The sequence below is a fragment of the Salipiger marinus genome, assembly GCF_900100085.1.
GTDB lineage: Bacteria > Pseudomonadota > Alphaproteobacteria > Rhodobacterales > Rhodobacteraceae > Salipiger > Salipiger marinus.
Genome location: NZ_FNEJ01000018.1, coordinates 1 through 14065 on the forward strand (window position 1 = coordinate 1; position 14065 = coordinate 14065).

9 protein-coding genes and 3 pseudogenes are annotated in these 14065 nt (G+C 65.8%); 8 read left to right on the top strand and 4 right to left on the bottom strand.

Annotation, left to right across the window (positions count from 1 at the left end; genetic code table 11):
- Nucleotides 1-286, top strand: a pseudogene (locus BLR51_RS18200) (IS5/IS1182 family transposase); the annotation flags it as partial.
- Between the two features lie 430 nt (nt 287-716).
- On the opposite strand, the gene BLR51_RS18205 reads toward BLR51_RS18200, so the two are convergent.
- The 3 genes and pseudogenes from BLR51_RS18205 to BLR51_RS18215 all read right to left on the bottom strand — a co-directional run bounded on the left by BLR51_RS18205 (nt 717) and on the right by BLR51_RS18215 (nt 4578).
- Nucleotides 717-2156 (bottom strand): hypothetical protein, encoded by a 1440-nt coding sequence (locus BLR51_RS18205; RefSeq protein WP_024099412.1) that lies wholly within the window; start codon nt 2154-2156, stop codon nt 717-719.
- A 150-nt stretch (nt 2157-2306) separates the two neighbouring features.
- A pseudogene (locus BLR51_RS18210) lies at nt 2307-3160 on the bottom strand (IS5 family transposase).
- Nucleotides 3161-3550: 390 nt separating this feature from the next.
- Nucleotides 3551-4578, bottom strand: a pseudogene (locus BLR51_RS18215) (IS110 family RNA-guided transposase).
- A gap of 433 nt (nt 4579-5011) precedes the next feature.
- Here BLR51_RS18215 and BLR51_RS18220 point away from each other — a divergent pair.
- From BLR51_RS18220 to BLR51_RS18250, 7 genes are all read left to right on the top strand, one after another.
- Nucleotides 5012-5995, top strand: coding sequence for a TAXI family TRAP transporter solute-binding subunit (locus BLR51_RS18220; protein ID WP_018065884.1), 984 nt, complete (start codon nt 5012-5014; stop codon nt 5993-5995).
- The gene (locus BLR51_RS18225) at nt 5992-7899 is read left to right on the top strand and encodes a TRAP transporter permease (protein WP_089849673.1); all 1908 of its coding nucleotides are present in this window, start codon (nt 5992-5994) and stop codon (nt 7897-7899) included. Before BLR51_RS18220 ends, BLR51_RS18225 begins: the two co-directional genes overlap by 4 nt.
- Before the next feature lie 78 nt (nt 7900-7977).
- Nucleotides 7978-8253 (top strand): putative antibiotic biosynthesis monooxygenase, encoded by a 276-nt coding sequence (locus BLR51_RS18230; protein WP_089849675.1) that lies wholly within the window; start codon nt 7978-7980, stop codon nt 8251-8253.
- 189 nt (nt 8254-8442) lie between these two features.
- A complete protein-coding gene (gene dctP / locus BLR51_RS18235) occupies nt 8443-9444 on the top strand; it encodes a TRAP transporter substrate-binding protein DctP (RefSeq protein WP_018065881.1) in 1002 nt (333 codons plus the stop codon).
- A gap of 114 nt (nt 9445-9558) precedes the next feature.
- The gene (locus tag BLR51_RS18240) at nt 9559-10068 is read left to right on the top strand and encodes a TRAP transporter small permease (protein ID WP_018065880.1); all 510 of its coding nucleotides are present in this window, start codon (nt 9559-9561) and stop codon (nt 10066-10068) included.
- A complete protein-coding gene (locus BLR51_RS18245) occupies nt 10061-11371 on the top strand; it encodes a TRAP transporter large permease (protein WP_089849677.1) in 1311 nt (436 codons plus the stop codon). The genes BLR51_RS18240 and BLR51_RS18245 overlap by 8 nt, the downstream gene beginning before the upstream one ends.
- 56 nt (nt 11372-11427) lie before the next feature.
- The gene (locus BLR51_RS18250) at nt 11428-12888 is read left to right on the top strand and encodes an aldehyde dehydrogenase family protein (RefSeq protein WP_089849679.1); all 1461 of its coding nucleotides are present in this window, start codon (nt 11428-11430) and stop codon (nt 12886-12888) included.
- Between the two features lie 61 nt (nt 12889-12949).
- On the opposite strand, the gene BLR51_RS18255 is transcribed toward BLR51_RS18250, so the two are convergent.
- Nucleotides 12950-13936, bottom strand: coding sequence for a 3-hydroxyacyl-CoA dehydrogenase family protein (locus BLR51_RS18255; RefSeq protein ID WP_089849681.1), 987 nt, complete (start codon nt 13934-13936; stop codon nt 12950-12952).
- Nucleotides 13937-14065 lie beyond the last annotated feature (129 nt).

Sequence of the window (14065 nt, forward strand, 5' to 3'; positions counted from 1 at the left end):
ACCGACCCGAAGGAACGGTCGAGCTTGGAAAGAGGACTGCCCGGCTGCCAAGGCGCGCAACGAAACCCTGCGCGCCACGCGTCACTACGGTCGGGCATTCTGGAAGCGGTGGACCGGATACCACGCCCGTAGCCGAGTGGAGGCCAAGATGCGATGCCTGAAGGCCTTCGGTGAGCGCATCGCCGCGCGGGATCCAGATCGCCAAACCGCCGAAATCCACATCCGGGTCGCCCTTGTCAATCGCTTCAACGCGCTCGGCACCGCCCACGTCGTCCGCGTGGCATGAAACTGAATGGGAAAGGGGCACTCACAACTCAGGCCGACTTTCTGCAACAACGCCAACGAGATCTACGCGGCCCCTGTCTCCTGAGCGCGGAACCGCTGACGGAATGCGTGAAGCTGAGAAGAGATGACAAACCGGTCGAACCGGGGATCGGGACACCCCAGGGGGTCAAGGCGCAGAAAGCGCGCAATTTTGATTGGGACCCGATCCGCGGACTTCATCTGGGCCAGCGGCTAGACCGCACCACAAAGGCCGTAGACATGACTGCTTTCGGCATAGGCGCGTCAATTCCCAGCTTGCGCAGCAGGGGTCGTCCAGACATGGGAACACTTGCCCTCGCCAGAGATGCCCACTGCGCGTTGGCGACGGTCCACCAATGACTTGCGCCACCGGACCTGTGGGGGAACCGGCGCAGCGCCAGTTCCCCATCGGCTCATTCTGCCGGAACCCAGGGCCGGTTATAGGCTGCCACGCGCCAATCACCGTGTTCGATGAACCGGGGGGCGCTCCCGGTTTCCAGCGCCTCGGCTGCGGCGTTCAGCGCCTCGGGCGATGTCTCGGGCCAGGCGCCCGTTTCGATCCGTTCGACCAGGGTCTCGACGATGGCCGTGCTTTCGGCAGCCGTGAACTCGCAATGGCCCGTGCCCTGGACCAGCGACTGCCGATACAGATCGCCGGTACCCTGCTCCTGCACCAGCGCGCCGTAGCCTTCCATCAGCGTGTAGGGAATGGCCCAGTCGCCCAGCATGTGGATGCGGATCGCCGGAACCTGCAGATCGCCGGTCGTCGTGCGCCCGTCTGCGGCCCAGAAATCGCGCGCATAATCCGAGGCCGCGATGCGGGGGGCGGCGTCGATCCTGGCAATGTCGGCCTGAAGGTCCAAACCGGCCTGTTCGTAGAGCGCCTCAACCGTCCGCGCCATCGCGGGTGCGGCATTCTGGTAGAAGGCGGCATAGTCGACCCCCTCGTTCCCGGAAAGTTGCTGCCCCGATGCGGCGTTTTCGAACAGAAGCCGCGAGGACCCGCCAACATTACCGCCGATGCGCAGCGCCGAGGCCACGATCATGTCGGCCATGGCGCCGGCATCCGCGGTGTCGGGTAGTTCGGTCCCCTCGACCATCCACGGCGACCACTGTCCGATGGCGAAGGCAAGCGCCAGCCGCGCGCGGCCCTCCGGGCTTTCGCCCGCCGTTTCGATGGCGGCCATCCAGGACGCACGGATCGCGTCAAGGCTGCGCTCGCCACCCGCTCCGGCATTGGGCAGGCCGACGATGGCGAGATCGCTGGCCGGACCGTGCCCAGCGGCCTCATAGCTTTCGCCCAGCAGGGTCTGCATGGCGAACCAGCCATCCAGGAAACTGCTCATGATCCAGACCGGCGTATGGGCGGCAAGCACGGCGGCACCGTCGATCCTGTCCGGGTAATCCTCGGCCGAAGCGAGGCTGTCGAGCCCTCCGCCAGAACAGCCGTATTGCAGCACCATGTCAGGAGCGCGCTCCAGGTCCGTGAAAATGTCCTGAACAGCTTGTAGATTCAGGATTTCACGCTGCGGATCGTATTGCCACAGGCGCAGCGGGTGCCGGGCGAGCCCGGCGAAGGCATAGCCACGACCGAGCAGGTCGTCATACCGCTGGACCGCTGACGCGACCGAAACGTTGCTGGCGAAATCCAGATCCCTGAGTAGTCGACCATTCCAGTTCTCGGGCACGCGGATCAGCCATGCCGTCCCGTCCGGCAGGGTTCCCGCATGTTCGTTGAAGGCGGGCTGCTCCTGCGCCGACGCGAGCGGGGCGAAGCCCGCGGTCAGAGCGAGGCAAAGCACCACCATTCCGGTCCGCGAACGCGGGCCGGCCAAATTGGCTGTCCGTGACATGAATTTCCTCCAGTTTGATGCAGCGATGAAATCCGGCTCCTCTTCCGGGGAACCATCGCCGGGAAAAAACATAGATAGCTAATTATTAGTGTCAAGGGCTCTGATGCACAAATCGGCTTAAGGCCGAGGTTCCCCTTTCCCCGGACGGACTTATCCCACAGCTTCCGTGACGGGTATTCCGAGCGCGGTGTAGCCGTTCAGGACGGCGATGCGGACCTGGAGTTCGGCGACCTGTCGGTCGAAGTCCCGTGCCATGAGCCGCTGGCCCAGCAACTTGATACAATGCATCTTTGTCTCGACGCGGCTTCGGCGGTGGTATCCACTCCATCGTCGCCAGAGCGCGCGGCCCAGGTATTTCGCCGCGCGCAGGGCCTCATTTCGCGCCACGGCTCCGGCGGTGATCGTCTTCCAGGGCTTCGCGTTCTTGCGGGGCGGGATGACGGCATGGGCACCGCGATCTGCAATCGCATCGTGGCATTTGCGCGTGTCGTAGGCGCCATCAGCCGTAACGCTACCGATTTCCTGGTCCTGCGGGATTTGGTCGAGAAGGTGGGTAGGATGGGCGCATCACCGATGTGGCTCCCGGTGACTTCGACGGCCCGGATCTCCAACGTTTCTTCATCGATCCCAAGGTGGAGCTTGCGCCAGACGCGCCGTTTCGGGCCGCCATGCTTGCGTGCGTGCCACTCGCCTTCACCTTCGACCTTGATCCCGGTGCTGTCGATCAGCAGGTGCAACGGCCCCTTGGAGCCGCGGTAGGGGATGTTCACGGCCAAGGTCTTCTGGCGGCGAGATAGCGTGCTGAAGTCGGGCACCGTCCAGTTCAGGCCGACCAGCCGTAGCAGGCTCTCGACGAACCCGGTCGTCTGCCGGAGCGCCATGCCGAACAGCACTTTCATCGAGAGGCACGTCTGGATAGCGGCATCGCTGTAGGTCTGCTGGCGGCCACGCCTGCCTGTCGGCGCGGCATCCCAGCTCATCTCGGGGTCAAACCAGATCGTCAGCGAGCCCCGGCGCTTGACTGCTTCATTGTAGGCTGGCCAGTTCCTGGTCTTGTAGGTCGGGGGTATGGGTCTGCTCATGCAGCCTGACTAACAGACTGGATTCGCAAGGTGAAACCTTCACAGCATTTGCGCAACATGTATAACCGCCCCTTGCGCAAGAGGGTTTCTGGATCAGTTTCGCGCGGTGTCGGGTGCTGACATGTATCCGGCCTCTGTTGCGGCCATCATCACGCCGCGGGCCCGTATGGTGTTCGCAGGTCGGGTCCAGATCAAAGCCGCGTGCTCGATGGCACTCTGTTGCGCTCTGGTCCTCCCGATCCCGTCTCACGACCGTGCGCCAAACGTCTCCTTGCCCTCTTCCGCTCCGACGTCCTCGCGACCAGTGACGGCTTACGCCGCAGCGGTCGGAGACTGGTAGGCGCCGCCTCGGGCCATCAGCGCCCAGACGATCCGCGCCATTTTGTTCGCCAGCGCGACCCGCACCAGCATCGGCGGCTTGCGCGTCAGCATCTCGCCAAGCCATGTGCCCGGCCGGGCAGCGGCATGAACATGCCGCTTGATGATGACGCTGTTGGCCCCGATGATCAGCAATCGCCGCAACGACCGTTCGCCCATCTTCGTGTTGGCCCCGAGACGCTGCTTGCCTCCTGTGGAATGCTGACGGGGCGTGAGCCCGAGCCAGGCCGCGAAGTCGCGCGCTTTGCGGAACGTCTCGGGGGGCGGAGCCAGAACCGCTATGGCCGTGGCAATCAGAGGACCTATCCCCGGGACTGTCATCAGGCGCCGCGCCACCTCATTCTCCTTGGCACACCGGGCGATCTCGGCATCGAGCTTGCCGATTTCCGCTCCGAGATGGGCGAGTGACGCCACCAACACCTTGAGCGTGGGGATGGCATCGGCAGGCAGACCGCTTTCCGGGTCTTCCACAATGGCAATCAGCTTCGACATGTTGGCCGCGCGCTGCGGAACGATCATTCCGAACTCGCCCAGATGCCCGCGCAGGGCATTGATGGTCTGGGTTCGCTGCCGGATAAGCAACTCGCGGATGCGAAAGACCATCGCCGCGCCTTGGGTCTCCTCGCTCTTCACCGGCACGAAGCGCATCGTCGGGCGCGTCGCCGCCTCGCAGATCGCCTCGGCATCAGCCATATCATTCTTCTGGCGCTTCACGAATGGCTTCACGTAGGCGGGTGGGACCAACCGCACGTCATGCCCGATCTTCCCGATCTCGCGCCCCCAGAAATGGGCGCCACCGCAGGCTTCCATCGCGACGACGCAGGCCGGCAGCTGTCCAAAGAATGCCAGACCTGATCTCTTCGCAGCTTCTTGCGCAGCACCGCCCGGCCCGTAGCGTCGGCACCGTGGACCTGAAACACATTCTTCGCCAGATCGAGCCCGACCGTGATAATCTCCGACATGACCGCTCTCCTTTGTGGATCCTTGCAGACCCACCTTGGCACATCGATGCCGTCGGGGGGGCACACCATCAAAGCCGCAAATCCTCATGAAATGCGCGGCCCGCCTCGGCGTCGTAGCACCGGTAGGCGCAATAGTGCTGCTGCAGGATGGGCGAGGGCGCCCGCCCGCACAGGGTCTTCGTCATGATGTATGTTGCCTTCGTGAGTGTCGGCATTACCCGGTTTCCAGCGCCGCGGGGGACCGTAACGCCTTCCGCGTCGAGCTTGAGTGGGGGGATAGCAAGCTTTGGTATCTAATCGTTGACAATCTCCTAGCGAGGGCTTTAAAGATAGATGTCTAAGCTATGTTTCGCAAACCACCGATCCGGCCCCCGTGTTCCGGATGTCGGACGGGAGAGGGGCGCGACGCAGGGCCAAACGGGAGGACATGATTATGCGTTTCACTGCAATCGCGATGGCTGCCGGCCTCGCCGTCTCGGCGACGGCTGGTCACGGCCAATCGCTCAACCTCACTCTTTCAGGCGGGAACCCGGGCGGCCTTTGGTCGCTGCTGGGCGCCGGCATCGACCGCGCCGCGCAGGTGGCGGACACCTCGGCCGTGGTGACCTATCAGGCTACGGGCGGCGGGTTCGCCAACATCGGCCTGCTGGGCGCCGGGCGCACGGATCTGGGCCTGGTGCACGACGCCGAGGCGCAGCTCGCGCTGGGAGGCGAAGAGCCCTTCCGCGGGCCGATCACGAACATGCGGGCCATCGGCTACATGTACAACTGGGCGCCGATGCACTTCTTCCTCGACCGCTCGATGGCCGAGCAATACGGCATCGACAGCCTGGACGACATCGCCGGCAGCGGCGCGCCGATCCGCATCGGCATCAATCGCTCGGGGAACATCACCTCGAACATCGCGCTGATGATGTTCGAGCTGGTGGGGGTGACCGACGAATCCCTGGCCGAAGCTGGCGGCCAGTTCGTGCGCGCCGGCGCCAATGAGCAGGGCGAGCTGCTGCAGGACGGACGGCTCGACATGATTACCAACGGCATCTTCATCAACCACTCGTCGTTTCGCGCGGTGGACACGAATGCTGACGTTGTGCTGCTGTCGGTCCCGCAGGAGGTCATCGACGCCACCAACGAGCGCTTCGGCACCGGCCAGATGGTCATTCCCGCTGGCAGCTATTCGAACCAGCAGGCGGACGTGAACACCGTGACGCTGGGGGCGCTGCTGGCCGCGACCGACGCGATGAGCGACGACGACGCCTATGCCTTGACCAACGCCCTAATCACCAACATCGACGAGGTGCGCGCGGTTCACAGCGCGATGCAATCCCTGACGCCCGAGTTGCTCGCCACGCCCAGCGTGCTCGAGTTCCACCCCGGCGCCGCCCGTGCCTACAGTGAGGCAGGGCTGTCGCAATGATCGGGACACTCGTCTCCACTGGCCGCAGGAGGGATCTTGCGGCCGGCCAGCAACGGGCCATCGTCGTGGTGGCCGCGATCTTCTCGGCCTGGGTGATCTACGCCAACCTCTTCACCATCTCGGATCCGCTAGTTCTGGGCATCCTCTTCGTTTCGGGGATCTACGCGATCATGTTCGCGGCGATCGGTGCCACGCCGAACGCTCCCGACCGCATCCCGTTCTATGATATCGCCCTGTCGCTGCTCAGCCTGGCAGCGGGCATCTTCTTCTTCGTGAACGCCACCGCCATTGCGGACCGCATCAGCCTGCTGGATCCGTTCACGCCCGCGCAGCTCTTCTTCGGCATCTCGCTACTGCTCCTGACCCTCGAAGCGACGCGCCGGACCACGGGCATGGGACTTACCATCGTGGTCGTGGCCTTCCTGGCGTACAACTGGTTCGGCTACCTGCTGCCGCCGCCCTTCGGGCATGGCGTCGACGATTTCACCTACCTGCTCGATATCTTGGTCTTCACCACGGATGGCGTGTTCGGGGTGCCGATCCAGGTGGTCGCCAGCTACGTCTTCCTGTTCGTGATGTTCGGCACTTTTCTGTCGAAAGCGGGTGGGGGCGAGTTCTTCTTCAACCTCGCGGCGCTTCTGACCGGGCGCACCCGCGGCGGTCCGGCGAAGATCGCGGTGATTTCCTCAGGGCTCTACGGCACGATGTCGGGCAGCCCGACCTCGGACGTGGTGGCGACGGGCTCGATCACCATCCCGGTGATGAAGCGACTGGGCTACAGCGCGCGCTTCGCCGGCGCGGTCGAGGTCGCGGCCTCGACGGGGGGCAGCGCGATGCCTCCGGTGATGGGGTCGGCCGCTTTCATTCTCGCCGAATATACCGGCGTGGATTACAAGGCGGTGGTCGTCGCCGCCGTGGTGCCCGCACTGCTCTACTACCTCGGCGTCTTTAGTCAGGTCCACCTGCGCGCCGTGCGCGAAGACCTGCGCCCGTCCGAGGACGAGATGCCGACCGTAGCGCAGACGTTCCGCACGGGCTGGGTCTTCCTGCTGCCGATCATCGGCATCGTGGTGGCGCTGCTCTCGGGCTATTCTCCGACCTTCACCGCCGGGATCGGCGTGATGGGTGTCATCATCGCCTCGACGCTGCTGAAGGCGACGCGCCTGTCGCCGTGGCAGGTGATCGAGGGCTTGGGCGAGACCACGCTGCGCATCCTGCCGGTGGCTGGCGCCTGTGCCGCCGCGGGTCTGGTGATCGGGGGCCTGTCGATGACGGGGCTGGGTATGAAGGCCGCGAACCTGATCCTGGTGATTAGCAACTCGCAGCCGATCCTGACGCTGGTTATCGCCGCTGTCGTGACGATCATCCTGGGTCTCGGCATGCCGACCCCGAGCGCCTACATCCTGGCTGCCGTGCTGGTCGGTCCGGCGCTGGCGCAACTGGGCTATCCGGTGCTGCAGAGCCACATGTTCCTGCTGTACTTTGCCGTTCTCTCGGCGCTGACCCCGCCGATTGCGGTGGCGGCCCTGTCGGCGGCGGCGATTGCGCATGAAGACCCGTTCAAGATCGCCTTCACCTCGGTGAAACTGGCCTCGATCGGCTTCATGCTGCCCTTCGCCTTCGTCTGGAACCCGGCACTGATGCTGCTGGCCGACCCGCTGTCGAATACTTTGGCCGTGGTTGGGGGCGTGATTGCCACGCTGTCCGTGGCCACCGCGGTCGAGGCCTTCGCCAGCAAGCCGGTATCGCCGGCGGAGCGGGTACTTCTGCTAGGCAGTGCGGTTGCGGCGGTCGCGCCCTTCCAGCTGCTCGCGGTCGCGGGCATCGCGCTCGGGGCAGCCATGTTGGCACGGCACCTGGTGGCGGGGCGCCGGGCCAGCGTGCAACAGAACGCCGCCGGCTGATGCCACCCTGGCGCAGCCTAACAGATCGCGCGGCCCGGACCCCTCCGGGCCGCGCGTCCTTTTGCAAGAGAGACCGACGTGACCCATCCGACCCAGACCGCAGAGCGACTCACGACGCAGAGCCCCTCCGCCGTGCCGCCGCAACAACCGAAGTTCTGGAAGCGCTGGGCGGTCAGCATGCTGGCCGTCTATCCCGCGCTTATCGTCCTGGTGCTGGCCACGCGGCCCTTCACCCAGGGCATGCCAATGGCGGTCTCGCTGTTCATCGTGGCGCTGCTGCTGACCGGATTGAATGTCGGGCTGATCCTGCCATTCCTGAACAGGAAGTTGGGGCGCTGGCTGGCTGCGCGCTGAAGCCGGAACGGGCAGGGCGGTACGATTTCATATATGTGAAATGTCGCAATGATCCCGCCGGCAATCAAGACAAGGTGCTCTCCGCCAAATAAGCTTAGATAGCTTACCCTTTAGGTTGAGCAGCCAATCCAGACCAGACTGTCCGCCCAGGGGCGGCGCAGTCGGAACGCTACGGGAGGAGCGAGCGACATGACTTCATCCACCACATTCACCAACAAACTGCGTGCCCTTGCGGGCGCTTCGGCGCTGTCGGCCGCGACGCTGGGCCTGACTGGTGCCGCCGAGGCACGCGACTTCCGCCTGCTGTCGGGCTGGGATTCCAGCTATGTTGCGGTCGACGTGCTGACGTCGTTCATCGAGACGCTCGACGAAGCCGTAACCGAGGGCTTCGGCGTCAACGTCATGGGCCCCGAGACCGTGCCCCCGTTCGAGCAGTTCGACCCGGTGTCGCGCGGCCTGTTCGACCTGCTGTTCACCAATGGTGCCTATCACTTCAACCAGACTTCGGTGGGAATGGCGCTGGACGGCCTGTCGGGCGATACCGAGGCCTTGCGCGAAGCCGGAATTTGGGACGCGGTGGATGCCGATTACCAGGAGCAGGGGTTGAAGCTGATCGCTGTGCTTTACGACCTGAATGGCTACCACATCATGCTGAACGAGCCGGTCGGCGAGAACGGCCTCGAAGGACGTCGCGTGCGCGGCACGCCGATCTACCACCCGGCGATCAACGTGCTGGGTGGCTCGCCCGTGGTGCTGCCGGGCGGCGAGATCTACCCGGCGCTGGAACGCGGTGTGATCGACGGTGCGGCCTGGCCGACCATCGGCGCTCTGTCCTACCGCTGGTTCGAGGTCGCCGACTACATGATGCGCCCGACCTTCGGCCAGGTCGGCCATCTGGTGTTGATGAACCTTGACACCTGGAACGACCTGTCCGAGGAAACCCGGGCCGAGATCGAGACCGCCGCGCGCGAGTTCGAGATCGAGGCCAATGGCCTGTTCGACACGCTAGTCGCCGAAGAGAGCGCCGCCCTGGAAGCAGAGGGCATGAGCGTGACCGAGCTGTCCGAGGAACTGGCGGGCACGCTCAGCTCGGCCTGGTTCTCGGGCGTGATGGACCTCGCGGCCACGCAATCGGGCGAGGCGATCGAGGAAATTCGCCGTCTGGCAACCGAAGCCGATCTCGACGGCTGATCGGGGCCCGGCCCCTTCCGACGCGCGGCCGCTTGGTGCCGCGCGTCTTTCCGTCCCCCGGTCGTCCTTCTCGGCCCATTCTCTTCGGCCTTTCCGTTCCAGGAGCTTCCCTCCATGCGACCGATCCTGACGCTTCAGGACGTGCTGACCCGGCTGATGTTCTTCATCGGCGTCGGTGCGCTGGCAGCCATCGTGCTCATCTACGCCTTCGAGGTCGTCTCGCGCTATGCCTTCGGCGCGCCGACCCTCTGGGCGAGCGATTTCGTTTCCTTCCTGCTGCTGATCACGGTGTTCAGCACCGCGCCCTGGCTGACCCGCGAAGGCGGGCACGTGGCCGTGACTATCCTGCCCGACCTGGTCGGCCGGCTGCGCCAGGTGATCCTGCGCGCGGGCTTCCTGGTGGCGGCGGCGACCTGTCTCTGGGCTGCCTGGCTTTGCATCGGCGAGGTGCAGCACCTGGCCTCGCGCGGGACGGCGACCCTGACCACCGTGCGCATTCCGAAATGGATCCTGGTGGCCTTCATCACCTATGGCGTGGCCAATTCCGGCCTGTATTTTCTGCGCCTCGCCTTCGGCCAGGCGCTTTCCGAGACCGACTCCCAACCCGAGGTGACCCATGGTTGAAGGTATCGCCGCCGTCGCGACCGGCGTGGGGCTGCTTCTGGGCTTCATGGCCGTAGGCCTGCCCGTCTTCGCGGCCTTCCTGCTGGTCAACCTGCTGGCCGTCGCGGTCATCATGGGACCGATGGGCTACGGCATGTTCGTCAACTCGCTCTACGAGACGACGACCACGCAATCGCTGGTCACCATCCCGCTGTTCATCCTGATGGGCGAGATCCTGTTCCGCTCGAACTCGGTCGAGGTGCTGTTCCGGTCCATCGACACGCTGGTCGGTCGGGTGAAGGGGCGCCAGTACGTGCTGTCGATCCTGCTGGCCACGGTGTTCAGCACCCTGTCGGGTGCTGCGATGGGCGTGGCGGCCATGCTGGGCCGCTCGCTGCTGCCGGGTATGATCGCGCGCGGGTACGACGCGCGGCTGTCGGCCGGCACGATCCTGGCCGGCGCCAGCCTGGCGCCGCTGATCCCGCCTAGCGTCCTGGTCATCATCATTGGCACGCTGGCCGGCGTGTCGATCGCCGGGCTGCTGATCGCGGGGATCATCCCGGGGCTGATGTTCGCGGGCATCTTCCTGGGCTATTGCTTCATCCGGGTCTGGCTCAACCCCTCGCTGGCGCCCGACGAGCCCGACGACGGCACCCGTGCCACGCTGGCCGACAAGGGCTGGGCGCTGCTGCGGGTGGTGCCGTTCTCGATCATCATCCTGATGGTGATGGGTCTGATCCTGGCCGGGATCGCCACGCCGACCGAGGCGGGCGCGATGGGGGTCATCGGCTCGCTCATCACCGCCGCGATCTATCGCAACCTGTCCCTGAAGATGATCGGCGAGTCGCTGGTCTCCTCGGCCAAGGTGGCGGCGATGATCCTGTTCATCATGGCCAGCTCGAAGCTGTTCAGCCAGCTGCTGGCCTTTACCGGCGGCGCCTCGGCGATGACCGAATGGGTCGTGGGGCTGGAACAGTCACGCTGGGTGATGCTGATCCTGCTGATGCTGCTGCCCTTCGTGCTGTGCATGTTCATCGACCAGATCGCGCTGATGCTGATCGTCATCCCGATCTACCTGCCGATCATCGAGGAGCTGCAATTCGATCCGATCTGGTTCTGGCTGCTGTTCTTGGTGAACATCACCGTGGGGGGCATGACCCCGCCCTTCGGCTACACGCTGTTCGCGCTGAAAAGCGCGTGGGAGGATGCCAGCCTCGGCAAGGTCTTCTCCTCGGCCTGGCCCTTCGTGCTGCTGTACCTGCTGGGCATGATCGTGCTGGCGCTGGTTCCCGGGCTGACGACGCTGCTGCCGTCGATGCTGTGACAACCCTCGGCGCGGCGGCCCCGGTCGCCCGCCCCCTGCAAGACAAGGAGGGCTCCATGCTCGAACCGATCCTGCCCGACAACCTGGGCCTCTACTACGGCAATGCTTGGCACGCGCCGCAATCCGGGCGCACCGATCCGACCTTCGACCCGGCAACCGGCAAGGTGCTGGCCCAGGTGGCCACGGCGGGCGAGGCGGATGTCGACGCGGCCGTGGCAAGCGCCCGCGCGGGGTTCCGCGAATGGCGCGACGTGGCGCCCCTGGAGCGCGCGCGCGTGCTCAAGGAGATCGCCGCCATCATCCGCAAGCACGGCGACGAGCTGGCGCTGCTGGATTCCGCCAATTGCGGCAACCCCTATACCGAAATGCGCGGCGACGCGGGCGTCGCCGCGGCGCAGATGGAATTCTTTGCCGGCCTCGTCACCGAGATGAAGGGCGACACCATCCCGATGGGCCCCGAGCGCATCAACATGACCCTGCGCGAGCCGTTGGGCGTGGTGGCGCGGATCCTGGCGTTCAACCACCCGCTGATGTTCTGCGGCGGCAAGATGGGCGCACCGCTGGCTGCGGGCAACGCGGTCATCATCAAGCCTCCGGTGCAGGCGCCGCTCTCGGCGCTGAGGCTGGCCGAGCTGATCGACGGCCTGCTGCCCAAGGGTGTCTTCACCGTGCTCCCCGGCGGGACGGAGGCGGGCGCGGCGCTGGCCTCGCACAAGGGTATCGACAAGGTCACGCTGATCGGTTCGGTGGGGGCCGGGCGCGCGGTGATGCGCGCGGCCAGCGACACGCTGAAGCCGGTGCTGCTGGAACTGGGCGGCAAGAACGCCCTGATCGCCTATCCGGACAGCGACCCCGACAAGGTGGCCAACGCCATCGTCGCGGGCATGAACTTCAGCTGGTGCGGGCAGAGCTGCGGCTCGACCAGCCGCGCCTTCCTGCATGACGACCTGCACGACGCGGTCGTCGAGCGGCTGGAGGCGGATGTGTCGCGCTTCAAGCCGGGCATGCCGACCGATCCCGCGACGACGATGGGCGCGCTGGTCGGGCGCGAGCATTTCGACCGGGTGATGGGCTACATCGCCTCGGGCAAGGCAGAGGGCGCGCGCGTCGTCACCGGCGGCAACGCGGTGACCGAGGGCGCGATGGCGGACGGCTGCTTCGTCGAACCGACGATCTTTGCCGATGTCACGCCCGACATGCGCGTCGCCCGGGAAGAGATCTTCGGCCCGGTTCTGGTGCTGCGCCGCTGGTCGGAAGAGGGGGCGATGATGGACGAGGTGAACGGCCTCGACGTGGGCCTGACCTGCTCGATCTGGTCGAAGGACCTGGCCACGGCGCATCGCGCGGCGGCCCGCGCGGAGGCCGGCTTCGTCTGGATCAACGAGGTCGGGCGGCACTTCCTGGGTGCGCCCTTCGGCGGCTACAAGCAGTCGGGCTTGGGGCGCGAGGAGGGGATCGGCGAGCTGATCTCGTTCACGCAGGAGAAGAACATCCACATCAACCTGGGCGGCCAGTAAGCCTTTATCCGGACTGTGGGAAAAGGAAAGGGGGCGGATCATCCGCCCCCTTTTTCGTGTCTCAGCGGGGCGCCAGCCGGCCCACCGGGTCGCGCTCCCGCAGCCAGTCCAGGAGGTCTGTCAGCTGGCGGTCGCGCTCCTCGACGATCTCGGCATAGGGCGCGTCGTACTCGTACCAGCCGCGTCCGGTGATCGCGCCCATGTGCCCGGCCTCGGCCAGGTCGCGCAGCGCCTTGCGGCCCTTGTAGTTCTCGTCCCCGGTCTGGTGGTACAGCGAGTCCGTGACCGCCAGCGCCGTCGCCTTCGACACGATCAGATCTTCGGTCAGCAGCGGCCCCCACAGCGCGAGGCGCGGCCCGATGCTCAGCCGCACGGCCGCGTCGATATCGTCGCGGCTGGCGATGCCCTCGTCCATCAGGCGATAGATCTCGGTCAGCATGGCGAACTGGATCTTGTTGATCAGGAAGCCCGGCCGCTCACCGCAGGCGACGCCCACGTGATCGATGGATTCGACGAAGGCCCGGCCCCATTCCACCAGCGACGCCGGGGTGAAATCGGCGTGGATCACCTCGATCGAGCGGATGATGTGCCCGGGCGTGATATAGTGCAGGCCCAGTATCCGCTCCTTGCCGTTCACCCTGGCGCCGATGTCCGACAGCAACAGCGACGAGGTGTTGGTGGCCAGAACCACCTCCGACGGGCAGAGCGCGTCCAACTCGGCGAACAGCGCCTGCTTGGTCTCGAGCTTCTCCTGCACCGCCTCATGCACCATGAAGGCGCCCTTCACGGCCTCGGCCAGCGAGGGCTCGGTGCGCACGCGTGCCAGCATCGCGTCGACGGCGGCCGAGTCGTCTGCGAAGGTCGCGGCGATCGGGCGCGCGCGCTCGGCAAAGCTGGCCAGCAACTCGGTATTCATGTCGCACAGCGCGACATCATGGCCGTGGTGGGCATAGAGCGTGGCGATCACGCAGCCCATGAAGCCCGCGCCGACGACGCAGATCGTGCCGGACGACGGCGGGAGGGGGATGGAGGGGGCGGTGTCGGGCATGGAACCTCGTCTGGTGTCAGGGCGCGGTCGGGGCGTGCCCGCCGCCTGCCGAAAGGGATGAACGGGGAGGGCCGTGCCACTGCGCAATCGCGCGCGCATCCTGCCGTCTCCCTTGCCGACAGCCTTGCG